Annotated in this window: 21 protein-coding genes; 8 read left to right on the top strand and 13 right to left on the bottom strand. The window is 70.3% G+C overall.

What is annotated here, in order from left to right; all coding sequences use genetic code 11:
• Positions 1-26: 26 nt before the first annotated feature.
• Both BUB97_RS14645 and BUB97_RS14640 read right to left on the bottom strand, forming a co-directional pair.
• Positions 27-623: a CDP-alcohol phosphatidyltransferase family protein gene (locus BUB97_RS14645; RefSeq protein ID WP_073135984.1), complete on the bottom strand. Its 597-nt coding sequence runs from the start codon at positions 621-623 to the stop codon at positions 27-29.
• Positions 620-1,558: an aminomethyltransferase gene (locus tag BUB97_RS14640; RefSeq protein ID WP_073135982.1), complete on the bottom strand. Its 939-nt coding sequence runs from the start codon at positions 1,556-1,558 to the stop codon at positions 620-622. Before BUB97_RS14640 ends, BUB97_RS14645 begins: the two co-directional genes overlap by 4 nt.
• Before the next feature lie 181 nt (positions 1,559-1,739).
• Between BUB97_RS14640 and ispH the strand changes: the two genes are divergently transcribed.
• On the top strand, positions 1,740-2,696 hold the full coding sequence (gene ispH / locus BUB97_RS14635) for a 4-hydroxy-3-methylbut-2-enyl diphosphate reductase (RefSeq protein ID WP_073135980.1): 957 nt from the start codon (positions 1,740-1,742) through the stop codon (positions 2,694-2,696).
• A gap of 14 nt (positions 2,697-2,710) precedes the next feature.
• On the top strand, positions 2,711-3,904 hold the full coding sequence (gene hpnH, locus BUB97_RS14630) for an adenosyl-hopene transferase HpnH (protein WP_073135978.1): 1,194 nt from the start codon (positions 2,711-2,713) through the stop codon (positions 3,902-3,904).
• On the opposite strand, the gene BUB97_RS14625 is transcribed toward hpnH, so the two are convergent.
• The 5 genes from BUB97_RS14625 to BUB97_RS14605 form a co-directional block, all read right to left on the bottom strand.
• Positions 3,836-4,489, bottom strand: a complete 654-nt coding sequence (locus BUB97_RS14625; RefSeq protein WP_073135976.1) for a phosphorylase family protein — start codon at positions 4,487-4,489, stop codon at positions 3,836-3,838. The two genes, hpnH and BUB97_RS14625, sit on opposite strands and share 69 nt — an antisense overlap.
• On the bottom strand, positions 4,486-6,456 hold the full coding sequence (gene shc / locus BUB97_RS14620; RefSeq protein WP_073135975.1) for a squalene--hopene cyclase: 1,971 nt from the start codon (positions 6,454-6,456) through the stop codon (positions 4,486-4,488). The genes BUB97_RS14625 and shc overlap by 4 nt, the downstream gene beginning before the upstream one ends.
• Complete coding sequence (locus tag BUB97_RS14615) at positions 6,453-7,604, bottom strand: glycosyltransferase (RefSeq protein ID WP_073135973.1); 1,152 nt, start codon at positions 7,602-7,604, stop codon at positions 6,453-6,455. Before BUB97_RS14615 ends, shc begins: the two co-directional genes overlap by 4 nt.
• On the bottom strand, positions 7,601-8,584 hold the full coding sequence (gene hpnA / locus BUB97_RS14610) for a hopanoid-associated sugar epimerase (RefSeq protein ID WP_338141784.1): 984 nt from the start codon (positions 8,582-8,584) through the stop codon (positions 7,601-7,603). Before hpnA ends, BUB97_RS14615 begins: the two co-directional genes overlap by 4 nt.
• Before the next feature lie 202 nt (positions 8,585-8,786).
• On the bottom strand, positions 8,787-9,698 hold the full coding sequence (locus tag BUB97_RS14605) for a LysR family transcriptional regulator (RefSeq protein WP_073135969.1): 912 nt from the start codon (positions 9,696-9,698) through the stop codon (positions 8,787-8,789).
• Positions 9,699-9,864: 166 nt separating this feature from the next.
• On the opposite strand from BUB97_RS14605, the gene BUB97_RS14600 reads away from it, so the two are divergent.
• Genes BUB97_RS14600 through BUB97_RS14590 form a run of 3 tightly spaced genes read left to right on the top strand, consistent with a single transcriptional unit; the run spans position 9,865 to position 14,005 of the window.
• The gene (locus BUB97_RS14600; protein WP_073135967.1) at positions 9,865-11,376 is read left to right on the top strand and encodes a UxaA family hydrolase; all 1,512 of its coding nucleotides are present in this window, start codon (positions 9,865-9,867) and stop codon (positions 11,374-11,376) included.
• A gap of 20 nt (positions 11,377-11,396) precedes the next feature.
• Positions 11,397-12,941, top strand: coding sequence for a UxaA family hydrolase (locus BUB97_RS14595; protein WP_073135965.1), 1,545 nt, complete (start codon positions 11,397-11,399; stop codon positions 12,939-12,941).
• On the top strand, positions 12,938-14,005 hold the full coding sequence (locus BUB97_RS14590) for an Ldh family oxidoreductase (protein ID WP_073135963.1): 1,068 nt from the start codon (positions 12,938-12,940) through the stop codon (positions 14,003-14,005). Before BUB97_RS14595 ends, BUB97_RS14590 begins: the two co-directional genes overlap by 4 nt.
• On the opposite strand, the gene BUB97_RS14585 is transcribed toward BUB97_RS14590, so the two are convergent.
• On the bottom strand, positions 14,002-15,195 hold the full coding sequence (locus BUB97_RS14585) for a pyridoxal phosphate-dependent aminotransferase (protein WP_073135961.1): 1,194 nt from the start codon (positions 15,193-15,195) through the stop codon (positions 14,002-14,004). The two genes, BUB97_RS14590 and BUB97_RS14585, sit on opposite strands and share 4 nt — an antisense overlap.
• 212 nt (positions 15,196-15,407) lie before the next feature.
• Here BUB97_RS14585 and BUB97_RS14580 point away from each other — a divergent pair, with 212 nt between their 5' ends.
• Positions 15,408-16,919 carry an ABC transporter substrate-binding protein gene (locus BUB97_RS14580; RefSeq protein WP_073135959.1) on the top strand — a complete coding sequence of 504 codons (1,512 nt, stop codon included), beginning with the start codon at positions 15,408-15,410 and terminating at the stop codon, positions 16,917-16,919.
• A 10-nt stretch (positions 16,920-16,929) separates the two neighbouring features.
• Here BUB97_RS14580 and BUB97_RS14575 read toward each other — a convergent pair whose 3' ends face one another.
• On the bottom strand, positions 16,930-17,208 hold the full coding sequence (locus tag BUB97_RS14575) for a hypothetical protein (RefSeq protein ID WP_245818311.1): 279 nt from the start codon (positions 17,206-17,208) through the stop codon (positions 16,930-16,932).
• Positions 17,209-17,356: 148 nt separating this feature from the next.
• On the opposite strand from BUB97_RS14575, the gene BUB97_RS14570 reads away from it, so the two are divergent.
• A complete protein-coding gene (locus BUB97_RS14570) occupies positions 17,357-17,992 on the top strand; it encodes a MarC family protein (RefSeq protein WP_073135957.1) in 636 nt (211 codons plus the stop codon).
• Between the two features lie 50 nt (positions 17,993-18,042).
• Here BUB97_RS14570 and BUB97_RS14565 read toward each other — a convergent pair whose 3' ends face one another.
• The gene (locus BUB97_RS14565) at positions 18,043-19,644 is read right to left on the bottom strand and encodes an ABC transporter substrate-binding protein (protein WP_073135955.1); all 1,602 of its coding nucleotides are present in this window, start codon (positions 19,642-19,644) and stop codon (positions 18,043-18,045) included.
• Between the two features lie 227 nt (positions 19,645-19,871).
• Between BUB97_RS14565 and BUB97_RS14560 the strand changes: the two genes are divergently transcribed.
• The gene (locus tag BUB97_RS14560) at positions 19,872-21,071 is read left to right on the top strand and encodes a M20 aminoacylase family protein (protein WP_073135953.1); all 1,200 of its coding nucleotides are present in this window, start codon (positions 19,872-19,874) and stop codon (positions 21,069-21,071) included.
• A gap of 70 nt (positions 21,072-21,141) precedes the next feature.
• On the opposite strand, the gene BUB97_RS14555 is transcribed toward BUB97_RS14560, so the two are convergent.
• The 3 genes from BUB97_RS14555 to BUB97_RS14545 are packed head-to-tail and all read right to left on the bottom strand — an operon-like array spanning position 21,142 to position 24,258.
• The gene (locus BUB97_RS14555) at positions 21,142-22,227 is read right to left on the bottom strand and encodes a phosphotransferase (protein WP_073135951.1); all 1,086 of its coding nucleotides are present in this window, start codon (positions 22,225-22,227) and stop codon (positions 21,142-21,144) included.
• A 4-nt stretch (positions 22,228-22,231) separates the two neighbouring features.
• Entirely contained in the window at positions 22,232-23,020 is a 789-nt protein-coding gene (locus tag BUB97_RS14550; protein ID WP_073135949.1) for an SDR family NAD(P)-dependent oxidoreductase, read from the bottom strand.
• On the bottom strand, positions 23,017-24,258 hold the full coding sequence (locus BUB97_RS14545; protein WP_073135947.1) for an acyl-CoA dehydrogenase family protein: 1,242 nt from the start codon (positions 24,256-24,258) through the stop codon (positions 23,017-23,019). The genes BUB97_RS14550 and BUB97_RS14545 overlap by 4 nt, the downstream gene beginning before the upstream one ends.
• Positions 24,259-24,284: the final 26 nt, after the last annotated feature.

Below are 24,284 nucleotides of genomic sequence, written 5' to 3'. Positions count from 1 at the left end.
CACCCCGACAGGCCAGAATCCACCGCTTACGACCGCACCCGCGCGTGCCGCGTCCCGGCAATGGCGAGGTAGAGCGCCGCCCCGGGGGTGATGATCGCCGCGGCCCAGAGCATCGGGACGGTCGCCCCCACCCAGACCAGCACGGGCACCAGGGCGAGCAGGTCGTCCGGGTCGATGGTGATTCCGGGCGCCAGGTCGTAGCCGCGCAGCGTGCCGATGCGCATGACATGGAGCTGGTAGAAGATCGCCCCGATCGCCACCCCTGCCAGCGCGCCCAGCAAAGGGCCGGTGAAGCCGAGATGGACCATCTGGCCGATGCCGATGCCGAGGAAGGCGATGATGTTGGAGAAGCAGTCGCTGAACAGGTCGTAGCGATGCCCCGCCGCGCTGGTCTGGCCGGTGGAGCGCGCCAGCTCTCCATCCGCGCGGTCGAGCAGCATCGAGAGGAGGAAGATCGCCGCCCCCACATGCTGCCAGAAGCCCGCATCCCAGGCGAAGGCGACGGCCGCCGCGATGCCGGTGATGAGGCGCATGGTGGTGATGGTGTTGGGCCGGATGCCCGTGGGCGCCACGGCACGCACGGCCGGGCGGACGATGCGGTGGATGACGGTGTTGGCGCTCATGCCGGGGCGCTCGCGGGTCGCGGGTTCCGCATGAAGCGGCGGGCGATGCGGATGAAGAAGGGCACGGTGGTCGGGCGCAGCAGGCGGGGGTCGTAGCCGGCCATCCGCCGGTCATTCTCGGCCAGGCAGATATCGATCAGCTCCGACGCATCCATGCTGATGCCGATGGAATCGGAGGAGGCGGTGAAGTTCGTCTGCTTGGAGGCGCCGCCGAGGTCGCGGGCCATCACCAGCCGGTCCCAGATCAGCACGGCCCAGACGGCGGCGGTCTTGGCCAGGAAATACGGCTTGCGCCACAAGGGCTGGCGCGCGCGCTGCCAGGCGGCCCAGTTCGCGAAGAAGAGGATGTGGCGCGCCTCCTCCTGGATCACGGGCTCGAAGGTATCCACGAGATCCGGCGGGAAATAGCCGGAGCGGCGTGCCGCCTCGAAGAGGCCGAAGGCGAAGAAGCTGTCGATGCACTCGCTGTAGCCCGTGCGCATCCAGCCCCATTCCAAGTCCTTGTAGCCCGTGTATTCGGGCTCGGGCTCGAGCACGACGCCGTAGGCTTCGACGAGGTTGGACAGCACCTTCTTGTGGCGCGCCTCCTCGTTGCCATCCATGACCATCGCCTCGTTCATCAGCGGGTCCCGGATGGTGGCCGCGTAGTCGAGCACGCGAAGCGAGGCGCGGCCTTCGGTCTGCACGGCGATGTCCCAGATTGGCAGGCTGGTCAGGCGCCGATGCGCCTCCGGGTCCAGCTTGGGCCAATCCAGCACCCTCGGCTTGTACGGGTTGTGCGTCTCGAGAAGCATTCGGGCGAACATCTCGCCATGCTCGTCGCTGCCGATGCGGATGGGCCCGGGCCGGTCGAAGGTCCAGTGCCGGGCATAGTGGTCGGCGGCGGCAACCTTGGGGCTGTCGAGAGGAACGGTCTCGGCAGGAATGGACGACATGCGCTGGTCCCAGGAATGAAACGGCGGGGTGCGCCGGGGGCTGATTAATGGCCGGGGCGGGGCAAAGCGCAACCCGATCCGACAAGCGGGATCGCCTTCCTTATAGGAAAACGGCGGCCCCATGCCTAACCTCGGATTCGGCGCCCATTCGTGGCGGCCCAGTGCGAGGGATTCGGTGCGCATGCGGGTTCTTCTGGCTCAACCCCGTGGGTTCTGCGCGGGGGTCGTCCGGGCGATCGATATCGTCGAGCGCTCGCTCGAAAGGTTCGGAGCACCGGTCTATGTCCGTCACGAAATCGTGCACAACCGCCATGTGGTGGAGACACTGAAGGCCAAGGGCGCGGTCTTCGTCGAGGAGCTCTCGGAGGTGCCGGACGGGGCCGTGACCATCTTCAGCGCCCATGGCGTCGCGCAGTCCGTGGTGGGCGAGGCGGCGGCGCGCGGCCTGCCCGTGCTGGACGCCACCTGTCCGCTGGTGGCGAAGGTGCACGCCCAGGGCAAGCGCTACGCGGCGCGCGGCCGGACACTGGTCCTCATCGGCCATGCCGGGCATCCGGAGGTGGAGGGGACGCTGGGGCAGGTGGATGGCCCCGTCCACCTCGTCTCCACCGTGCAGGACGTGGCTCGGCTGGAGCTGCCGGCCGATGCGCCCCTGGCCTACATCACGCAGACCACCCTCAGCGTGGACGACACCCGCGGCATCATCGCCGCCCTGCGGGCCCGCTTCCCCGGGATCGAGGGGCCCGATGTCTCGGACATCTGCTACGCCACCCAGCACCGCCAGGCGGCCGTGCGGGAGTTGTGCGAGCGGGTGGACCTTCTCCTCGTCGTCGGCAGCCGGAACAGCTCCAACTCGAACCGGCTGCGGGAGATCGGGCTTGAACACGGCGTGCCGAGCCACCTCATTGCGGATGGCGGCGAGCTCGACCCGGGCTGGCTGGCCGGTGTGCGCACCGTCGGCCTCACGGCCGGGGCCTCGGCACCGGAGGAGCTCGTCCTGGACGTTCTGGCTGCCCTGCGCCGCCATGGTGAGGTGGAGGTTGCGGCCATGACCGGAATCCAGGAAAACGTCGAGTTCCGCCTTCCCGTCGAACTCCGGACGCCGTCGGCCCCGACGCTCGTCCAGCCAGCCGAATAAAGAGGAGCGCAGCCTTGGGTATCCCCGTGCTGCAGGCCGCCCGGATCGGGGCCTATCTGCTCAAGCAGCATCTGTCGGGGCGGAAGCGCTACCCGCTGGTGCTGATGCTCGAGCCGCTGTTCCGCTGCAACCTGGCCTGCGCCGGCTGCGGCAAGATCGACTATCCGAACGAGATCCTGAACCAGCGCCTCACCGTCGAGCAGTGCATGGAGGCGATCGACGAGTGCGGCGCGCCCGTGGTCTCGATCGCGGGCGGGGAGCCGCTGCTGCACAAGGACATGCCGGAGATCGTGCGCGGCTACCTGGCCCGCAATAAGTTCGTCATCCTCTGCACCAACGCCCTGCTGCTGGCGAAGAAGATCGACGACTACAAGCCGAGCCCGTCCTTCACCTGGTCCATCCATCTGGACGGCAACCAGGCCATGCACGACAAGTCCGTCTGCCAGGACGGCGTCTATGAGAAGGCGGTCGAGGCCATCAAGCTGGCCAAGTCCAAGGGCTTCCAGGTCAGCATCAACTGCACGCTGTTCAACGATGCCGACCCCGAGCAGACGGCGCGCTTCTTCGACGAGATGACGGCCCTCGGGCTGAACGGCATCACCGTCTCGCCCGGCTACGCCTATGAGCGCGCGCCGGACCAGCAGCACTTCCTCAACCGCACGAAGACGAAGGAGCTGTTCCGCGGCATCCTCTCGCGCGGGAATGGCGGCAAGGCCTGGCCCTTCACCCAGTCCCGGATGTTCCTGAACTTCCTGGCGGGGAACGAGGCCTATCACTGCACGCCCTGGGGCAACCCGACGCGCACGGTCTTCGGCTGGCAGAAGCCCTGCTACCTTCTCGGCGAGGGCTACGCGAAGACCTTCAAGGAGCTGATGGAGGACACGGCCTGGGACCAGTACGGTGTCGGCAACTACGAGAAATGCGCCGATTGCATGGTCCATTCAGGCTTCGAGGCCTCGGCCGTGAAGCACATGGTCACCAACCCTATCAAGGCGCTGGCCGTGACGCTGGGCGGCATCCGCACGGAAGGGGCAATGGCGAAGGACATCTCGCTGGATAACCAGCGCCCGGCCCAATACGTCTTCTCCGGCCATGTCGAGAAGAAGTTGGCCGAGATCCGCACGGCCAACCCCAAGGCGTCACGCCGAATCGAGATCAACCACGGGGCCGGCAAGGGTGGGGCCCAGCCCACGGTGGCCGCGGAGTAGGGCGCGGAAGCCCCGCTCGGCCTCGATCCCCGTCCGGATGAGGGCGGGGAGTTGGCAGGGGTCACGGGCCAGGGCCCGCAGCACGGCAGGGAGGTCCATCCCCCCATCCGGCCGCATCCCAACCCGGGCGGCGGGGGGAAGGGAGCGGTCCGCGGCGTCGGAGATGGCGCGGGCGGCGGCGAAGGGCAGGTTGTGGCGCCGCGCCACGCGGGCGGCCACATGGCTTTCCATATCCACCGCCAGCGCCCCAGTTTCCCGATGAAGCGCGGCCTTTCCGGCCGCCTCCGCCATCATCGCGTCCACGCCCAGGATCGCCCCCAGGCGAGCACCGGGCAGGCGGGCGGCCAGGCGGCCTGCCCATCCCGGATCGGTGCCGTTATCCGCCACCACCCAGTCGCCCGGCCGCAGCCCGGGGGCCAGCGCGCCGGCAATGCCGATGCTGATGATGCCGCGCGCCCCAGGCGCCAGCCGGTCGAGTTCCGCCTCCAGCCGGGCATGGTCGCCGCCCCCTGCGACCACCGCCACGCCCGGGCCGGCGAGAATGCGCGCTTCCCGTTGCAGCCCCGTGGCCGCGAGGATCTTCACATCCCGTGCGCCGGCCGCCGCGCATTGCCGCGCTTGAGGTTGCGGTAGCGCGCCATGGCCCAGAGCGGGAAGAACTTCGGATAGCCGTGGTAGCGGAGGTAGAAGACCCGCGGGAAGCCGCCGCCCGTATAGGCGTCCTGCTGCCACAGCCCCGTCTCGTCCTGGGTGCGGCGGAGATATTCGATGCCGCGCGCGACCGCCGGGTGGTCCACCTCGCCCGCCGCCATCAGCCCGAGCAAGGCCCAGGCGGTCTGGGAGGCGGTGGAGGGCGCGGGCTCGTAGCCGCGATAGTCCAGGCTGTAGCTCTCGCAATCCTCGCCCCAGCCGCCATCGGGGTTCTGGATGGAAAGCAGCCAGTCAGCGCCGCGCCGCACGCTCGGCGCATTGCCGTCCAGCCCGGCGGCGTTCAGCGCCAGGAGCGCGGACCAGGTGCCGTAGATATAGTTCACGCCCCAGCGGCCGAACCAGCTGCCATCCGCCTCCTGCTCCCGCTCCAGATAGGAGAGGGCGGCGCGCATGCGCGGGCTCGTCTCGGCTGTCTCGCCCAGCTGGGCCAGCATGCCCACGCAACGCGCGCTGACATCCGATGTGGGTGGATCGAGCAGCGCGCCGTGGTCGGCGAAGGGGATGTTGTTCAGGTAGTAATGCGTGTTGTCGACATCGAAGGCGCCCCAGCCGCCATTGCCGCTCTGCAGGCCGGCCGTCCATTCGGCGCCGCGCGCAACCGCCTCGTCGTAGTCCTTGCCGAGACCGAATTGCGTGCGGGCGCGGTCCATCGCCATCACCACCACGGCCGTGTCGTCCAGGTCCGGGTAATGGGCGTTCCGGTACTGGAAGGCCCAGCCCCCGGGGCGGACATGCGGGCGCTGCTCGGCCCAGTCGCCCTTCACCTCCAGCTCCTGCAAGGGCTTCAACCAGGCGAGGGCCTGCGGCACGGTCTGCTCCGCCGCCTCGCCGCCGACCTCCATCATCGCATGGGCGGTCAGCGCCGTGTCCCAGACCGGGGAGACACAGGGCTGGCAATAGGCCTCGTCCTCGCGGATGACGAGCAGCTTCTCGATGGACTTGCGGGCGATGGCGCGGTCCGGGTGGTCCTCCGGATAGCCAAGCGCATCATACATCATCACGGCATTGGCCATGGCGGGGTAGATCGCGCCCAGCCCGTCCTCGCCGTTCAGCCGCTCCGTCACGAACTGCACGCAGCGCTCGATCGCCTGGCGGCGCAGCTTGCGGGGCCAGAGGGGCTCGGCGACCTTCAGCCCGCCATCCAGCCCGTTGAAGAACAGGGCCCAGCCCGGGTGCTGGTGCGTGCGCGTCTTCCTCGCCGGCACGCGGCCACGCGCGAACAGTTCCTGGATCCGCACGCCGCGCGGGTTGCGCGCGCGGACGCGCAGCGCCTGCAGGACCAGCAGCGGCACGAGCACGGTGCGTGCCCAGTAGGACATGCGCCCGATATGCACGGGGAACCAGCGAGGCAGCAGGATCATCTCCACCGGGATGGTGGGCACGTGCCGCCAGGAGAGCTCGCCATAGAGGGCGAGGAGAATGCGCGTGAAGACATTGGCGCGCGCCGCGCCGCCATGCGCGAGGATGGCCGCGCGGGCGCGTTGCATATGCGGCGCCTCCGGGCTGTCGCCGATCATCTTCAGCGCGAAGTACGCCTTCACCGAGGCGCTGATGTCGAAGGCGCCGCCATGGAAGAGCGGCCAGCCGCCGTGGTCGCCCTGGATGCGGCGGAGATAGCGCCCGAGCTTCGCCTCCAGCTCCGGCGCGTCCGGCTCGGCCAGGTGCTGGCGCAGAAGGATGTATTCGGCGGGGATGGTGGCATCCGCCTCCAGCTCGAACACCCAGTGGCCGTCCTCGCGCTGCTGACGGCGCAGCGCCTCCGCGGCGCGCGAGACGCCGGCCTCGATGTCGTCGAGCGCGGCTGTGTCGTCCGAGAGAAGGTCTGCCGGAACGTCCTTCATGCGCCACCTGCCATGGCCTGCGCGCGGCCCTTCCACATTCCACCCTTGCCGCGCCAGACCTGCAGCGCGGACTGCACCGTGAACCAGGTATAGGCCGCCCCGATGGCCGGCAGCGCCACGCCCCAGAGCGGCGAGACGCGGTAGAAGCGCAGCATGGGCTGGAAGGCAAGCGCCATCATCGCCCAGGCAGCCATGCCTGCCGCCTGCGCCCAGCCCGAGCCGAACACGGCCAGCGCAGGCGGCACGTGATAGGTGAGCACCATGCCCAGCACCGTTCCCGCCAGCAGAAGCGGTGAATAGCGCAGCTGCGCATAGGCCGAGCGCGACACCATTCGCCCGATCTCCGCCACCTCGCCATAGGGGCGCAGGCTCTTCGCACGATGGGTCAGGCCCAGCCAGATCGGGCCCTGGGCCTTCAGGCGGCGCGCCAGGGCGCAATCATCGATGATGGCGGTGCGGATGGAGGCGATGCCGCCCGCGCGCTCCAGCGCCTCGCGCCGCACCAGCATGCAGCCGCCCGCGCCGGCCGCGATGCGGCGCCGCGCATCGCTCACCCAGGCGAAGGGGTAGAGCATCTGGAAGAAGAAGACGAAGGCGGGGATGAGGAAGCGTTCGGCCCGCGTGACGCAGGAGAGCTCGGCCATCAGCGTGACCAGCGCGTGGCGCCCCGCCTCGGCCCGCGCGACCAGAGCGCGGAGGTTTCCGGGCGCGTGGCCGATATCGGCGTCGGTGAGCAGCACATAGGCCGGCGCATCGCCGGAGCCGGTCGCGTGGCGCACGCCCTGTTCCAGCGCCCAGAGCTTGCCCGTCCAGCCCTGGGGGAGGGGCGCGCCCGTGAGAACCTCCAGCGGCGCCGTGCCGCCCGCGCCGCGCGCCGTCTCGGCCGTGCGGTCCGTGCTGCCGTCATCCACCAGCACCACGCGGAAGGGGCCTGGATAGTCCTGGCGCATGAGGCTGCCGATGGAGGCCGCGATCACGTCGGCCTCGTTCCGCGCCGGCACCACGGCCACCACGGCCGGCCATTGCGCCGGCTCGGGCGGCGTGTCGCGGTCGTCGCGGTCCCGCGCCAGCCAGAAGCCGCCCCTGGCCAGCAGCATCGCCAGCCAGATCAGCATCGGTAGAAGGCCGAGGAACAGCGCGACGCTCATGCGAGGTAGCCCGCGCTCCGGAACCAGGCCAGCGCATCCGCCACCCCCTCCTGCCAGGGGCGCGCGCGATAGCCCAGTTCCCGCTCCGCCTTGGCGGAGGTGAAGAACATCCGGTAGCGCGACATGCGCAGCGCATCCACGGTCAACAAGGGCTCCTTCCCCGTCAGCTTCGCCACCGCCTCTGCCCCCAGGGCGAGGGGGTAGAGCGGGCCGCGCGGCAGCTTCATGGTCGGCGCGCGGCGCCCGGTAAGGCGCGCGACCTCCGCCAGAAACTCCTGCAGGAAGACGTTCTCCCCGCCCAGGATGTACCGCTCACCGATCCGCCCGCGCTCGAAGGCTAGGAGATGGCCCTCCGCGATGTCATCCACATGGGCGAAGTTCAGTCCGGTATCCACGAAGGCCGGGATCTTGCCGCGCGCGGCATCCAGGATGATGCGGCCGGTCGGTGTCGGCCGGATGTCGCGCGGGCCGATGGGGGTGGAGGGATTGACGATCACGGCGGGCAGCCCGTCCCGCGCCACCATCTCCTCCACCACGCGCTCGGCCAGCGTCTTGCTGCGCTTGTAGGTGCCGATCGCCTCGTCAGGGTCCAGCGGCGCCGTCTCGTCGACCGGCGCGGTGGCGCCCGCCACCTTCAGGGCGGCCACGCTGCTCGTATAGACGATCCGCTCCACCCCGGCATCGAGGGCGGCGCGCATCAGGGCGCGGGTGCCATCCACGTTCACCCGCAGCAGCACGCCCGGATCGGGCGCCCAGAGCCGGTAGTCCGCCGCCACATGGAAGAGATGCCGCACATCCTGCAGCGCGGCGCGGAGAGAAGGCGCGTCGGTCAGGTCGCCCTGCGCGGGCTCGCAGCCCAGGCCTTCCAGATTGCCGCGCGGGCTGGTCGGGCGGACCAGGGCGCGCACGCGGAGCCCCCGGGCGAGAAGGGAGCGCGCCACCGCCGAGCCGAGGAAGCCTGAACCGCCCGTGACGAGCACCAGATCTCCCGGCCGGAGCGGCGTGGCCCTCTCCAGGCCGGCTGCCGCGGGGCTGGAGGAGCCGGTCGGCGGGTCGATCGACCGGTCAGCGTGGAGAATGGTCCACTCCCGTTCCTGTGAGCACTCGCCCCCGGTCAGGCGCCTGCCGAAAGCGGCCCGACACTAGGCCAGGTGCCTGCCGCTTCGCAATTTGCGCGAGTGCTCAAGGCGGCTTCCCCAGGGGTGGCGGCGGCATCACCCGGTGCAGCATCTCCCGGAAAGGCGGCAGGGCAGGGTTTCCGTTCCCCGGGCGCCAGACGGCGTGCAGCTCCACCGCCAGCCCTGGGGTGGTGGCGATCGGGCGCAGGACCACGTTGTCGAAGCAGGCGCTCCGCACTTCCTCCGGCACGATGGCCACGCCCATCCCGGTGCTGACGAGCGAGAGCACAGTCTGCGACTGGGAAACCGCCTGCACGACCCGCGGCCGCACCCCCGCCGCGCGGAAGGCATCCGACAGCAGCGCATGCATATAGGGCCCGTCCGGCGAGAACATGATGAAGTCCTCTCCCTCCAGGTCACGCAGGGCGGGTCGACGTCGGCCGGCCAGGGGGTGGCCCTGGGGAAGAGCCAGAGCGAGGCCCTCCTGCATCACGCAGGAGGAGACGCCGTCGAAGGGCTCCGGCACCGGCCGGACGAGGCCGAGATCGATCCGCCCGAGCTCCAGCGCCTCGATCTGCGCGACGCCCGACATCTCCTTCAGCACCAGCACGGTATCAGGCAGCTCGGCCCGGGCCTGGCTGATCAGCCGGGGCAGGAAGGCATAGGTGGAGGCGCCGAGGAAGCCGATCGTCAGCGTGCCGCCGCCGGGCGCCCTTGCCGCCCGCCGCGCCGCCTGCACCGCCCGCTCGCTGGCCCCCAGCAGGGCCCGTGCCTCCGGTAGGAAGGCATGGCCGGCCGGGGTGAGGGCGACGGAATGGCTGGTGCGGTCGAAAAGGCGCAGTCCCAGCTCTGCCTCCAGCAGCCGGATCTGCCGGCTGAGCGGCGGCTGGGTCATGTGCAGGCGCCGGGCCGCCCGGCCGAAATGCAGTTCCTCCGCCAGGGCGGCGAAGGAGCGAAGATGGGTCAGGTCGAGCACGGCGATCCAGCTTTGGTATCGTTGAAATGCTTTCGTGATGTTGGACCCGCATCGCCCATTCGCATAGCCTGCGCGGCAGGAGCGCCAAGCGCCCGCTGGGAGGAAGATCCGTGCTCATGCCCACGTCCCGTGCCGCCCTTTCCCATCCCCACCCGGAAGCCGCCCGGTGAGCCAGATCCTGCGCCTCGATCCGCGGGATCATGTCGTCGTCGCGCGCCGCGCCCTTCCGGCCGGCGAAAGGCTGGACGGGGAGGGCGTGACCGCGCTGGAGGAGGTGCCCGCCGGCCACAAGCTGGCCACGCGCGCCGTCGCCGTCGGCGAGGTGGTGCTGCGCGGCGGGCTCCCGATCGGCACCGCCTCGGGCCCCATCGCCGCCGGCCAGCGCCTTCGCGCCTCCGATCTTTCCCCGGCCGGCGTGCCGCCCTCCGGCCTGTTCCCGCGCCGCGGCGCAGGGCCGCTCGAGCCGGCCGGGCCCGCCACCTTCCGCGGCTTCGTGCGGGAAGACGGGCGCGTGGGCACGCGCAACATCATCGGCGTCTTCGTCGTCGGCAATTGCGGCGCCACCGCGGCCCGCCAGGCCGCCGACTGGTTCGACGAGGAGCGGCTGGCCGACTTTCCGAATGTGGACGGCGTGGTGCCCTATATCCACGAGATCGGGTGCGGGATGGAGATGACCGGAGAGCCGATGGACCTGCTCCGCCGCACCCTCTCCGGCTTCATCCGCAATCCCAACACCGCCGGCGCCGTGGTCGTCGCGCTGGGCTGCGAGCGCAACAACCTCAAGGTCTTCCTGGAGCAGGAGAAGCTGGCGGTGGGCGAACGCCTGCACACCGTGGTGCTGCAGGAGGTCGGCGGCGTGAAGAAGGCGGTGGAGGCGGCCAAGGGCATGGTGCAATCCATGCTTCCCGCCGCCGACGCGGCGCGCCGGCAGGAGGTGCCGGCCTCGCACCTCGTGCTGGGCCTGCAATGCGGCGCGCCGGACGGCTTCACCGGCCTTTCCGCCAATCCCGCCCTGGGCGTGGCGGTGGACCTGCTGATCCGGGCCGGGGGCACCGCCATCCTCTCCGAAACCCCGGAGGTGCTGATGATGGAGGAGGCCTTCCTCGCCCGCGCCGAGACGCCCGCCCTGGCCGAGGCGCTGCGCGCGCGGCTGGATTGGTGGCGCGAGTACAACCGGGGCAAGGACACGCAGCTGAACGGCGTGCTGGATCGCGGCCATGCCGCGGCGGGGCTGGCCAGCGTGCTGGAGAAGTCCATGGACGGTGCCCTGAAGGCCGGCACCGCGCCAATCTCCGGCGTGTTCCGCTATGGCGAGCGCGTCACCGGCCCCGGCCTCGTCTTCATGGACACGCCGGACTACGACCCGGTCTCGGTCACCGGCCAGATCGCCGGCGGCGCGACGCTGATCGCCATGACCACGGGCCGGGGGACGCCCTTCGGCTCCCTGCCCGCACCGACGCTGAAGATCGCCTCCAACAGCGAGACCTTCGCGCGCATGCCCGACGACATCGACCTGGACTGCGGCCCGGTGCTGGATGGCACGGTGGGCATGGAGGAGATGGGCCGCCGCATCTTCAAGGCGCTGCTGCGCCATGCCTCCGGCGAGAAGACCAAGGGCGAGATCGAGGGGGCGGGCGAGAGCGAGTTCGTGCCCTGGCCCATCGGCGTCTTCGCCTGAGCGGGAAGGAGGAGAACATCATGGACGGCCCCATCGCCCGCCCGAACTTCAACCCCTTCATCCGCCTGGACCCGGCGGACGACGTCGTCGTCGCGCGGATGCCTGTCCCGGCCGGAACGGCGGTGCCGTCCGAGAACACGGTCACGCTGCACGACGTGCCCTCCGGCCACAAGATCGCGGCCCGCTTCATCGCGAAGGGGGAGGCGGTGAAGAAGTACAACACGGTGATCGGCTTCGCCTCCGAGGACCTGGCGCCCGGCACCTGGATGCACAGCCACAACATCCTCTTCGACGATGTGGAGAAGGATTACGCCTTCTCGAAAAGCTATGTGCCGACCGAGTATGTGCCGCAGGCCGAGCGCGCCACCTTCCAGGGCATCCGCCGCGCGGATGGGCGCGTGGGCACGCGGAACTATGTCGGCGTCTTCGTGCTGGGCAATGCCGGCGGCACGGCCGCGCGCAAGATCGCCAATGCCTTCACGCCCGATCGCCTGGCCGGCTTCCCGAATGTCGATGGCGTGGCGCCCTTCGTGCACGAGCAGGGCGACGGGATGGAACGCAGCGGCGAGCCGATGGCCCTGCTGCGCCGGACCATCGCGGGCACCATCCGCAACCCCAACACCGCCGCCGCGCTGGTGATCGCCACGGGCGGGGAGAGCAACGACCTGGAGGACTTCCTGCGCGAGCAGGGGCTGCAGGTCGGGCCGACCCTCCGGACGCTGGTGATCGGCGAGGCTGGGGGGCTCCGGCGCACGGTGGAGGCCGGGGTGGCGCTCGTGAAGGAGATGCTGCCCGCGTCCAATGACATCCGCCGCGAGCCGGTCTCGGCCGAGCATCTCGTCATCGGCATGCAGTGCGGCGGCTCGGACGGCTTCTCCGGCCTTTCCGCCAACCCCGCCCTGGGCGCGGCCATGGATATCCTGGTGCGCCATGGCGGAACGGCCATCCTGAGCGAGACGAGCGAGATCTTCGGCGTGGAGCACACGCTGACGGCGCGCGCGGTCACGCCCGAGGTCGGCCAGAAGCTGGTGGACCGCATGAACTGGTGGCTCGACTACAACAAGGGCCGCGACACCCAGATCAACGGCCGCGTCAGCCCCGGCAACAATGCGGGCGGGCTGGCCAATGTGCTGGAGAAGTCGCTCGGTGGCGCCAAGAAGGGCGGCAACTCGCCGATGATGGCGGTGTATGAATACGCCGAGCCTGTGACGGCGCGCGGGCTCGTCTTCATGGACACGCCGGGCTACGACCCCACCTCGGCCACCGGCCAGATCGCGGGCGGGGCCAATATGGTGATGTTCACCACCGGCCGCGGCTCCTGCTTCGGCTCGCTGCCCGCCCCCACCATCAAGCTCGCCTCCAACACGCCGATGTATGAGCGGATGGTGGACGACATGGACATCAACTGCGGCACCATCATCGATGGCGAGGCCACGGTGCAGGAGATGGGCGAGCGCATCTTCCGCCAACTCCTCCACCACGCCTCGGGCGAGCGGACTAAGAGCGAGCTGAACGGGTTGGGCACCAATGAATTCGTGCCCTGGATCATCGGAGTGCTCGCATGAGCGCGGCGGAGATCACGGTGCGGTACGGCGCCGGGGAACTGCGCCGCTTCGGCGCGGCGCTGTTCCAGGCGGTGGGGATGGAGGCGGAGAAGGCGGAGGCCGTCGCCGGTATCCTGGTCGAGGCCGACATGCTCGGCCATGACACGCATGGGCTCGCCCTGGCGCCGCGCTACCTCGACGCGATCGAGGCCGGGGGGATGAACCTCACCGGCGAGCCCGAGGTCGTCAACGACCGGGGCGCCTGCGTCACCTGGAACGGGCGCCTCCTGCCGGGGCCCTGGCTGGTCCTGCGCGCGATGGAACTGGCGATGGAGCGGGCGGCCGTCCATGGCCTCTGCGCCGTGGCCATCGGCAACAGCCACCATATCGGCTGCCTGGCCGCCTACCTGCGCCGCGCGGCGGAACGCGGCATGGTGCTGTCCATCCACTCCTCGGCGCCGGGCGTTGCCACGGTGGCGCCCTTCGGCGGCACGCGCGCGGCTCTGTCCCCCGCGCCTTTCGCCTTCGGCTTTCCCACCGGCGACGACGCCGTGCTGATCGATGTCAGCGCCTCCATCACCACCAACAACATGGCGATGCGCCTGGCGAAGGAGGGCCGCCGCTACCCCCGCCCCTGGCTGATGGATGCCGAGGGCGAGGCGACCGACGACCCCTCGGTACTCCAGCGCGGCGGCACGGTGCTTCCGGCCGGCGGCCAGGATCATGGGCAGAAGGGCTATGGCTGGGGCCTGACCGCCGAGGCGCTGAGCCAGGGCCTGTCAGGCCATGGCCGCGCCGACGGGCCGAAGGGCATGACGAACGCCGTCTTCCTGCAGGTCTTCGACCCCACCGCCTTCGCGGGGCTCGATGCCTTCAACCGCCAGACGGATGCCATCACGGCGAACTGCCGCAGCAGCCCGCCGCGCCCCGGCCTCGGCGCCGTGCGCCTGCCAGGCGAGGCCGGGCTGCGCCGCCGCGCGGTGGCGGAGCGCCAGGGCGTGGCACTGCGCGACGGCATCCTCGAAACCCTGCAGCCCTGGGCTGCGAAGCTGGGCCTTGCGCTGCCCGGGGCGCCCGCCTTCTAACGCTCGCCGAGCACCCGCGTCAGCCGCGCCACGGCCTCGCGCGCCAGGGCGGGGCTGACCGCGAAGCAGATGCGGATGAAGCCTTCGCCCTCCGGCCCGAAGGCCGTGCCCGGGGCGACGCCGACCTTGGCTTCGCGCAGCAGGCGGAAGGCGAGGTCGAGGCTCGTCTCGCCCGTATCCACCCGGGCCATGAGGTAAAAGGCGCCCTCGGGCGCGAAGACCGTCACGCCCTTCAGGCGTGAGAGCCCCTCCATCATGATTGTGCGGCTTTCGGCGCAGCGGCCGACCATGGTGCGGATGAAGCTGTCCCCCTCCTCCAGCGCGGCCACCGCGGCGTGCTGGATAAAGGTGGGGATGGAGGTGGTGTTGTACTGGCCGAGCTTCCCGAAGGTGCCCGCCAGCCCCTGCGGATAGACGAGCCAGCCCGCGCGCCAGCCCGTCATCGCCCAGTTCTTGGAAAAAGTGTTGGTGACGATCAGCCGGTCGGACGGCGTGCAGATCTGCAGGAAGGAGGGCGCGATCGCGTTGCCATAGGTGAAGTGGGCATAGACCTCGTCGGAGATGATCCAGAGGTCGCGCGCGCGGGCGAGGTCGCGCAGCGCCTCCATCTCCGCCAGCGGCATCACCCAGCCCGTGGGGTTGGAGGGCGAGTTCACCACCAGGATGCGCGTGCGGGGCGTGATCGCCGCCTCGATGTCAGAGATCGGCAGGGAGAAGCGCCCATCCGCGCTGCGGCGGTAGGGCACGGTCACCGGCGTCCCGCCCGTCACGCGCACCGCCTCGGCCAGGTTCGGCCAGTTGGGGGAGGGGATGATCACCTCGTCGCCCGTATCCAGCAGCGCCTGGCAGGCCTGCATGATGGCGTTCATCCCGCCCGCCGTGATGGCGAAGCGCTCCGGCGCCACCTCCACCCCCCAGTGGCGGCGGTGGTAGTCGCTCAGCGCCTCGTGCAGGCGGGGAATGCCGCGGGAATAGGTGTAGCGGGTCTCGCCCGCCAGCATGGCGCGATGCGCCGCCTCCACCACGATGTCCGGCGTGGGCAGATCGCCCTCGCCGATCCAGAGCTTCACCACGTCCGGGTCGTCGCGGCCGCGATCGGCCACGAGTCCGATCTGGCTCGTGCCGACGCCCCGGATGCGCTCGGGCAGGCTGTCCGCGAGGTCGGCGGCGGGGCGGGGGGCGGCACTCATGCTGGGGCTCGATCCTTCTGAGGCAGGGGCGCGGTGCCGCCCGGGGCGGGGCGGGGCGGTGCCGGCCGATGCTTCTGCCCCGCGTTCCGCGGCCGGGAAAGGGGGGCATACTCCGGCTAGGCCTTGGGGCGCCCCGTCCGGCCCAGATCGCTTCTTGTTGATATATCATATTCGATGCGGCAGCCTTCGATGGCCCCTGCTGGAGACCTCGCATGCGCCGCAGCCGCCTTGCCCTTCTTGGCCTTCTCGCCGGCTTCTGGATGGGCGCCGCGCCGGCCCAGACGCTTCGGGTGGGGATCGTCAGCGACCCGGATGTGCTGGACCCGACCCTCTCGCGCAGCCTCGCGGCCCGGCAGGTCTTCGCGGCCATGTGCGACAAGCTCATCGAGGTGGATGCGGAACTCCGCCTCGTCCCGCAGCTCGCCACAGCCTGGCGGTGGGAGGAGGGCGGGCGGAGCCTGGTCCTCACCCTGCGCCCGGAGGTGCGCTTCCACGACGGGGCGGTGATGGATGCGGCGGCGGTGGTCACCAGCCTGCGCCGCCACCTGGACACCCCGGGCTCTACCCGCCGGGGGGAGCTGGGGCCGGTGCGCGAGGTGGCGGCGACCGGGCCGCTGGAGGTGATGCTGCGGCTGGAGCAGCCCTTCGCCCCGCTGCTGGCCGCCCTTTCCGACCGTGCCGGCATGATCGTCTCGCCCCGCGCCGCCGGGCGGGTGAACCAGGATTTCGCGCGCGAGCCCGCCTGCGCCGGCCCGTTCCGCTTCGTCCGCCGCGTGGCGCAGGACCGGATCGAGCTGGAGCGCTTCCCGGAATACTGGAATGCCCGCGCTATCCATTTCGACCGCGTGGTCTATCGCCCCATCACGGACAGCACCGTCATGGCGGCCAATCTCCGCTCCGGCACCATCGAGCTGGCCGAGCGCGTGGCGGCGACCGACCTGCCGGAGCTGCGGGCCGACCGCCGCGTGCAGATCGCCAGCGTGCCGAGCCTCAACAGCGTCTATGTCGCGGTGAATGTCGCGAACGGGCCGCGCGCCGACACGCCGCTCGGGCGGGACCGGCGCGTGCGGGAGGCGCTGGAGCTCTCCATTGACCGCGCCGCCCTCGTGCAGGTCGCCTTCGACGGCCAGTACGTCCCCGGCAACCAGTCCGTCGCCCCGAACAGCCCGAATTATGTGCGGGCCCTGCCGGTGCCGGGGCGCGACCTCGCGCGCGCCCGCGCCCTGCTGCGCGAGGCCGGCATCACGGATCGCGTGAAGATCCGCCTCTCCGTACCGAACACGAGCGAGTACACCCAGGCCGCCGAGATCATCCAGGCCATGGCCGCCGAGGCCGGGTTCGATGTGGAACTGCAGGTGATCGAGACCGCCACCCTGCTGCGGCAATGGACGGGAGGGGATTTCGAGAGCCTGCTCATCGCCTGGTCCGGCCGGCTGGACCTGGACGGCAATCTCTGGGGCTTCAATGCCTGCGGGGAGAGCCTGAACGGCGGCAAGTACTGCTCGGAGGAAGCCGATGCCGCCCTGCGCGAGGGGCGCGGCAGCATCGGGCCCGCGCAGCGTGTGGCGGCCTATGAGCGCGCCATGCGGGTGCTGCTGGCGGACCGCCCCTATATCTATCTCTGGCACTCGCGGGTCCTGCATGGCGGCGCCTCGCGCCTGGAGGGGCTGCGGGCCGTGCCAGATGGGCTGCTGCGCCTGCAGGGGCTGAAGCTGCGGGGCTAGGCCCGGCCCCTCATCCCTTGCGCCGGCCGATCACCCGGGCCAGCACCATCAGCGCCACGCCGAGCGCCACCACCCCATAGGTGCCGGGGGATTCCCGCACGCCGTCGATCACCGCCATGGGCAGCCACATCAGGGAATCGACGGCAACCATCGGGAACCAGAGGATGGCATCCCAGCCGATCAGATGCGCGGCGAAGCCCAGCGCCACCAGGGCGACGCCGAGCGACCAGAGCCTGGAGGACATCGTCACCAGCTCCGCCCCGAAGCCGGCAAGCCCGGCCCCTCGCATTCCATCGCCCCGCGCATTCGCACCGTCCAGCCCATCGCCTCGTTTCGTCCCGGCTCAACGCGGCCCATATAGGGAGGCAACCACCCCCGTGCATCGCCCACCCCGATGGGTTGCGCGCCGCCGGTTCGCTCCGGGATGATGCCGGGGCATGAGCATCGACCTCCTGATCTCCACCCTGGTCACGCTGCTGGTGACGGTGGATCCCGTGGGCCTGGCGCCGATCTTCCTCTCCCTGACCGATGGGATGACGGTGCGCGAGCGGCGGGCGGTCGCGGTCCGGGCGACGGTGATCGCCTTCGCCATCCTCACCTTCTTCGTGCTGCTGGGGGACCGGCTGCTGGACTGGCTGGAGATCGGCCTGCCCGCCTTCCGCATCGGCGGCGGGCTGCTGCTCTTCTGGATCGCCTTCGAGATGGTCTTCGAGCGCCGGACCGAGCGCAAGCAGGAGACGGCGGACGCCGCCCTGCATCTCGACCATATGCGCGACCTGGCAGCCTTCCCGCTTGCCATCCCTCTCATGGCCGGGCCCGGCGCCATCACGGCCGTGATCCTGCTGACGGCCCGCATGGAGGAAAGCCCCTTTGGCATCGCGGCTGTCCTCCTCCTCGTGCTCGCGGTCATGCTGGCCTGCCTCGGCGTGTTCCTGGCCTCGGAAGGTATTTCCCGCCTTCTCGGCCGGACGGGCCGCATCGTGCTCAGCCGCCTGCTGGGGGTGCTGCTGACCGCCCTGGCGGTGCAATTCGTCGTGGATGGGATCGGTGCGTTGCTGCGTCCGGCTGGTTAGGGCCCGTCCGGGGCGGATCAGCCTTGCCGGCCGGCCCGCCCCCCCCGGTATCAGGCCTGTCCCCGCCGCACGCCCGCGGCCACCGTGTATTCATCCGCGCGCGCCTCATAGGTCAGGCCACCGCGCAGGGCCCAGATGTTCTTCTGCATGTGCAGCGTGATGAGGGCGACATCCTCCATCGCCACGCGCATCGCCTGCTTGAACACCTCCTCCCGCTTCCCATTGTCGGCGGTGCGCAGGCCCTCCTCCACCAGGCTGTCCACGGAGGCGTTCGAGTAGCCGCTGAAGTTCACCGTCCCGAACCCCTTCTCCGGGATGCGGGTGGTCAGGTTGCCGCGAAGGGCGGTGGAGGGCTCGCCGCTCGTTGCCCAGCCGATCAGCATGGCGGACATGTCGTTGCGCGCCTGCCGCTGCGCCAGCACGGCGAAGGGCATCGCCTCCACCCGCGTGCGGATGCCGATGCGCTGCCACATCTGCCCGATCGCCTGGATGATCTGCGCATCGTTCACATAGCGGTTGTTGGGGCTGATCAGGCCGATCTGGAAGCCGTTGGGATACCCGGCCTCGGTGAGCAGGGCCTTGGCCCGGTCCGGGTCGAAGGCGGGTGGCGGCAGGTCGGTCAGGTAGCCATTGGCGCCCGGCGGCATCATCTGCCCGATGGGCGTCGCCGCGCCCTGCATCACGCGCTCCACGATCGCCTGACGGTTAATGGCCATGGAAAGGGCCCGGCGCACGCGCAGGTCCCGCAGCGGGTTGCGGTCCAGCTTCTCCCCGTTCGGGCCGGTGATGTAGGGGGACACCTCATGCGCCGTGTCCAGCTTGAGGTAGATGCAGCGGAGGCTGGGGATTTCGGCGAAGCTGAGGCCCTGGGTGCTCCGCAGCCGCGGCATGTCGTTCGGCGGCACCACGTCGATCATCTGCACGTCACCCGAGAGCAGCGCGGCCACCCGCACGCCGTCATTGGCGTTGAAGCGGTAGGTCACCTGCGCCCAGTCCGGCTTCTCGCCCCAATAGGCGTCGTTCCGCGTCATCACCACGCGGTCGTCCGGCGTGAAGCTGGCGAGGCGGAACGGGCCGGTGCCGATCACCGCGCGGCCGTTGTTGAACTCGCCCGTGCCGACATTGTCCCCGACCGCCTTGCAGACGATGTAGACCTGGCTGAGATCCTGGGGCAGCAGCGGATACACGCCGTTGGTCCTGAAGCGGATCGTGTGCGGGTCCACCACTTCGGCGGAGGCGATGCCCTTGGTGTAGATGGCGAAGGAGCCGGGGCTGTTCACCACGTTCGGCACGCGCCTGATGGTAAAAAGCACGTCCTCGGCGGTGAAGTCGTCGCCATTGCTGAACTTCACGCCGCGGCGAAGCTTGAACTCCCAGGTCGTGTCGTCCACCAGCCGCCAGGATTCCGCGAGGCCGGGCCGGAGCTGCGCCTTCGCGTCCCGCCCCACGAGCTGATCGAAGAAGTGCTCCGCCATCATGTTGTTGGGCGAGAGCGTGTGATAGTGCGGGTCCAGCGAGGTCGGCGGCGCGGCAACCGCCAGGGTCAGGGCCTGACCCGCTGCCTGGGCGCGGGCGGATCCGCCGGGCAACAGGGCGAGGCTGGGCAGGGCGAGAATGGCGCGGCGCGGCAGCCGCGGGTGCATCGGGGCCATGAGGTCTCCGTCACGGTTCGATGACTGCGCCCCGCCTCCCCGGTGCCGCCTTGTTTCGGCGACGCCCGGCGGAATTGCCGCACGCGGCCCGCCAAAGGTCAACGCATTCCTGCGACCTGCCGCCCGGGGCCTGGATTTCGGGGAGGAGCGGTCGCAGTAATATCGGGAATCCCGACCGGGCGCCCGGACCAGGCACCTCGCGGGCCACACCGAGCAGAAGGGCAGTCATGTCGCGCCACGCCATCCTGGAGGAAATCCAGACCTATGCGGAGGAGCTGATCGCGATCCGCCGCGACATCCACATGCATCCCGAGACGCGCTTCGAGGAGGTGCGCACCGCCGCGCTGGTGGCTGAGAAGTTGCGCGGCTGGGGGCTGGAGGTGACGGAGAAGGTCGGCGTGACGGGTGTGGTGGGCACCCTGCAGGGCAGCCGCCCGGGCCAGCGCGCCATCGGCCTGCGCGCGGACATGGATGCGCTGTTCATCGAGGAGCAGAACGACTTCGCGCATCGCTCCACCGTGCCGGGCAAGATGCACGCCTGCGGCCATGACGGCCACACGGCGATGCTGCTGGGCGCGGCGAAATACCTGTCGCACCACCGCGATTTCGGCGGCACCGTGCAGTTCATTTTCCAGCCGGCCGAGGAAGCCGCCACCGGCGCCCCCGCGATGATCCGGGACGGGCTGTTCGAGCGCTTCCCCGTCGATGCCATCTACGGTCTGCACAACTCGCCCGGCATACCGGTCGGGCATTTTGCCACGCGGCCGGGGCCGATCCTGGCGGGCTCCGATTTCTGGGGCGTGACCTTCCGCGGCACGGGGGGACATGGCGGCGCGGCGCCGCATCTGGCGACCGATGCCACGGTGGTGCTGGGCCACTTCCTGCTGGCGGTGCAGACCATCCTGCCGCGCAACCTGCACCCGACCGAGAGCGCGGCGCTGAGCGTCGGCCACGTCGCGGGCGGCGCCTACAACTCGCCCAACGTCATGCCCGCCGAGCTGGTGGTGCGCGGCACGGCCCGCTACTTCCGCACCGACGCGCAGGCGGTGATCCGCCGCCGGCTCGGCGATCTGGCGGACAGCCTGGCGGCCGCCCATGGCTGCACGGCCGAGTTCACCTATGAGCCGCTCTGCCCGCCCACGGTGAACACGGTGGAGAAGATCCCGGTCGCGAGCGCCGCCGCGGCCGCCATCGTGGGGGAGGCGAATCTCCATGAGGTGCCGCTGAGCACGGGCGGCGAGGACTTCGCCTTCATGCTGCAGGAAAAGCCCGGCGTGTTCATGCGCATCGGCAACGGCGCGAAGCCGGACGGCAGCTTCCACAACGTCCACACCCCGCTCTATGACTTCAACGACGACGCGCTGGCCTTCGGTTCGGCCTATTGGGTGAGCCTGGTGCGGGAAGAGCTGGGGCTCGAGGACCGCTGACGCCCCCATAAGGAAAGCTCGCCGGGCCGGTTCTCATCGCGAGGGAACCGGGTCGGCGCCTTCCTCCCGTTCATGCGCCCAGGCGCTGGGCGATAGACCAGGCGCGCTCGGCCATGCTGCGGTAGCGCTCGCGGTAGCCGATGGCGCGGGGGTCCGAGGCATTGCCGTCCAGCGCGCGCCGCCACACACCCGCGACGATGGAGGCCAGGCGGAACATCGAGAAGACGACGAAGACGTCGAGCTCCGCTGGAACGGGGCGGCCGGCGTGGCGGCAATACTCCGCCACGAACGCCTCTTGTGTCGGGATGCCGAGCGCCTCGTAGCCGGTGCCGAGAACGCCGGTCAGCCCGCTCGGGCCGGGATGCATGTGGTAGGTCAGGCAGGCATAGGCGAGGTCGGCCAGCGGATGGCCCAGCGTCGCCAGTTCCCAGTCCAGCACGGCGAGGATGCGTGGCTCGCGCGGATGCAGGATGACGTTGCCCAGGCGGTAGTCGCCATGCGCAATGGCCGTTTCCTCGTCGGCGGGGAGATGCGCCAGCAGCCAGGCGGCCGTCCGGTCCATGGCCGGCACCTCCTCGACCTTGGAGGCTTCCCACTGCCGGGCCCAGCGCTTGACCTGGCGCTCCATGTAACGCTCCGCTCGGCCGAAATCGGCCAGCCCCGCCGCGCGCCAGTCCACGCGGTGCAACGCCGCCAGCACGCGCGCCAGCTCCGCGTAGACGGCGGCGCGCTCGGCCGGCGTGCCCGCGCCCATCACGCGGTCGGCGTAGATGCGCCCGGGCACGTGGTCCATCACGAAGAAGGGTGTGCCGATGACCGCCTCATCCTCGCAGAGGAGGTGGACGGCAGGCACCGGCACGCCGCTGCCGGCCAGGGCGCGCATGGCGCGGAACTCGCGTTCGACCTGGTGGGCCGATGGCAGCAGCCGCCCCGGTGGCTTCTTGCGCAGCACGTAGTCGCCACCTGGCGTGCCGAGGTGGAAGGTGGGGTTGGACTGGCCGCCCTGGAACTGGCGCACCGTCAGCCTTTCTCCGGTGAAGCCCGGAAGCCTTCCGACAAGGTAGCGCGCAAGCGCCGCCTCGTCGAAGCGATGGCTCTCCAGCACCGGCACGAGTACCGGCGCGCCATCCGATGGTACGGGCGTGTCCGGCGGCATGGGCCTACTCCTCCCCGACCAGCGGGGGGCCGGCCAGAACGCCGCCGTCGATCACGATCGTCTGGCCCGTCATGAAGCTGCCCGCCGCCGAGGCGAGGAAAACGGCCGCGCCCGCGATCTCGTCCGGCTCCCCGATCCGCTGCAGCGGCGTGTCTCGCGTGCGCTTCCGCAGGATAGCCCGGTCCTCCCACAATGCCCGGGCGAAATCGGTGCGGATCAGCCCCGGCGCGATGCAGTTCACCCGGATGTTCCGCGGCCCCCATTCCACCGCCAGGTTCCGCGCCAGCTGCATGTCGGCGGCCTTGGAGATGCCATAGGCGCCCAGCACGGGGGATCCGCGCAGCCCGGCGATGGAGGAGACGACGATCACCGTTCCCCCGCCGCGGTCCGCCATGCCCGGCATCGCCATATGCGCGAGCCAGAGGTTGGAGCGGATGTTCGTGGCCATCACCTTGTCGAACACCGCATCCGGCAGCTCGGCCGAGGGGCCGAAATGCGGGTTGGTGGCGGCGTTGCACACCAGGCTGTCGATCCTGCCCCATCGCGTCAGCGTCGCATCCACCAGGGCCTGGAGTTCTTCCTTCCGCCCGATGTTGCAGGCCTGGGCGAAAGCCTCTCCGCCGCGCTCCGCAATGCCGCGCACCACCTCCTCGCAAGCCTCGATCCTACGGGAGGAGACGGCCACCTTCGCCCCGTGCTGCGCCATGCGCTCCGCGATCGCGCGCCCGATCCCGCGCGAGGCGCCGGTGACGATCGCGACCTGGCCCGTCAGGTCGAAGAGCGAAGCGGTCACGATGCCGCCCCCGTCTGGGAATTGCGGGGCGGCCTGTACTTGTTCAGCTCCATCCGGCCGAGCTGGAAGCGGTGCACCTCGTCGGGCCCGTCCACGATCCGCAGCGTGCGCGCGATCTTGAACATGTAGGCGAGGTCGAAATCCTCCGTCACGCCGGCGGCGCCATGCGCCTGGATCGCCCAGTCGATCACCTGGCAGGCCATTTCGGGCGCGGCCACCTTGATCTCGGCGATCTCGGTCCGCGCCTCCTTGTTGCCCACCATGTCCATGCGCCAGGCCGCGTGCAGCGTGAGCAGCCGTGCCTGGTCGATCAGGATGCGGGACTTGGCGATCCGCTCCACCATCACGCCCTGCTCCGCCAGCGGCTTGCCGAAGGGCCGGCGCTCCAGGGAGCGGCGGCACATCATCTCCAGCGCGCGCTCGGCCAGGCCGATGGCGCGCATGCAGTGGTGGATGCGTCCGGGCCCGAGCCGCCCCTGCGCGATCTCGAAGCCGCGTCCCTCTCCCAGCAGGATGTTCTCCGCGGGCACGCGGACATCCTCGAACAACAGCTCCGCATGGCCGTGCGGCGCGTCGTCGAAGCCGAAGACCGGCAGCATGCGCCTGATCGTCAGGCCCGGCGTGTCGCGGGGGACCAGGATCATGGATTGCTGGCGGTACTTGTCGGGATGGTCCGGGGAGGACTTGCCCATCACGATAAAGACCGCGCAGCGCGGATCGCCCGCGCCGGAGGACCACCATTTCCGCCCGTTGATCACGTAGTGATCGCCCCGGCGCTCGATCCGCGTCTGGATATTGGTCGCGTCGGAGGAGGCGACGTCCGGCTCCGTCATCGCGAAGCAGGAGCGGATCTCTCCCGCGAGCAGCGGCGCCAGCCAGCGGCGCTTCTGCTCCTCCGTCCCGTAGCGCTCGATCGTCTCCATGTTGCCCGTATCGGGGGCGGAGCAGTTGAACACCTCGCTGGACCAGGGAATACGGCCCATGATCTCGGCGAGTGGCGCATATTCCAGGTTGGTCAGCCCCGCCCCGTGGGAGGAGGCGGGGAGGAACAGGTTCCAGAGCCCTGCCGAGCGTGCCTTGGGCTTCAGCTCTTCGGTGATGGGAACGGGCTGCCAGCGGTCCGTCATCGCCGCCTGCTGCTCGTGGTGCAGGCGGTGGTTGGGGATGATGTGCTCGTCCATGAAGGCCTGGAGCCTGGCCCGCAAATCCTGCACCTTTGGCGAGTAGGCGAAATCCATCTCAGCGCTCCGTCCCGTCGAACCCG

Origin of the sequence: Muricoccus roseus, from assembly GCF_900141905.1 — a bacterium.
Classification (GTDB): domain Bacteria; phylum Pseudomonadota; class Alphaproteobacteria; order Acetobacterales; family Acetobacteraceae; genus Roseomonas; species Roseomonas rosea.
This window is presented reverse-complemented; position numbering and strand designations above follow the sequence as displayed.

What these genes read in the sequence shown, in the direction of transcription:
- BUB97_RS14555 (WP_073135951.1), bottom strand. Translation starts at nt 22,227, where the DNA reads ATGCCGCCGGACACGCCCGTACCATCGGATGGCGCGCCGGTACTCGTG.
- BUB97_RS14615 (WP_073135973.1), bottom strand. Translation starts at nt 7,604, where the DNA reads ATGAGCGTCGCGCTGTTCCTCGGCCTTCTACCGATGCTGATCTGGCTG.
- BUB97_RS14645 (WP_073135984.1), bottom strand. Translation starts at nt 623, where the DNA reads ATGAGCGCCAACACCGTCATCCACCGCATCGTCCGCCCGGCCGTGCGT.
- BUB97_RS14575 (WP_245818311.1), bottom strand. Translation starts at nt 17,208, where the DNA reads ATGCGAGGGGCCGGGCTTGCCGGCTTCGGGGCGGAGCTGGTGACGATG.
- BUB97_RS14570 (WP_073135957.1), top strand. Translation starts at nt 17,357, where the DNA reads ATGAGCATCGACCTCCTGATCTCCACCCTGGTCACGCTGCTGGTGACG.
- BUB97_RS14640 (WP_073135982.1), bottom strand. Translation starts at nt 1,558, where the DNA reads ATGTCGTCCATTCCTGCCGAGACCGTTCCTCTCGACAGCCCCAAGGTT.
- BUB97_RS14560 (WP_073135953.1), top strand. Translation starts at nt 19,872, where the DNA reads ATGTCGCGCCACGCCATCCTGGAGGAAATCCAGACCTATGCGGAGGAG.
- BUB97_RS14595 (WP_073135965.1), top strand. Translation starts at nt 11,397, where the DNA reads ATGGACGGCCCCATCGCCCGCCCGAACTTCAACCCCTTCATCCGCCTG.
- BUB97_RS14580 (WP_073135959.1), top strand. Translation starts at nt 15,408, where the DNA reads ATGCGCCGCAGCCGCCTTGCCCTTCTTGGCCTTCTCGCCGGCTTCTGG.
- BUB97_RS14565 (WP_073135955.1), bottom strand. Translation starts at nt 19,644, where the DNA reads ATGGCCCCGATGCACCCGCGGCTGCCGCGCCGCGCCATTCTCGCCCTG.
- shc (WP_073135975.1), bottom strand. Translation starts at nt 6,456, where the DNA reads ATGAAGGACGTTCCGGCAGACCTTCTCTCGGACGACACAGCCGCGCTC.
- BUB97_RS14545 (WP_073135947.1), bottom strand. Translation starts at nt 24,258, where the DNA reads ATGGATTTCGCCTACTCGCCAAAGGTGCAGGATTTGCGGGCCAGGCTC.
- BUB97_RS14590 (WP_073135963.1), top strand. Translation starts at nt 12,938, where the DNA reads ATGAGCGCGGCGGAGATCACGGTGCGGTACGGCGCCGGGGAACTGCGC.
- ispH (WP_073135980.1), top strand. Translation starts at nt 1,740, where the DNA reads ATGCGGGTTCTTCTGGCTCAACCCCGTGGGTTCTGCGCGGGGGTCGTC.
- BUB97_RS14585 (WP_073135961.1), bottom strand. Translation starts at nt 15,195, where the DNA reads ATGAGTGCCGCCCCCCGCCCCGCCGCCGACCTCGCGGACAGCCTGCCC.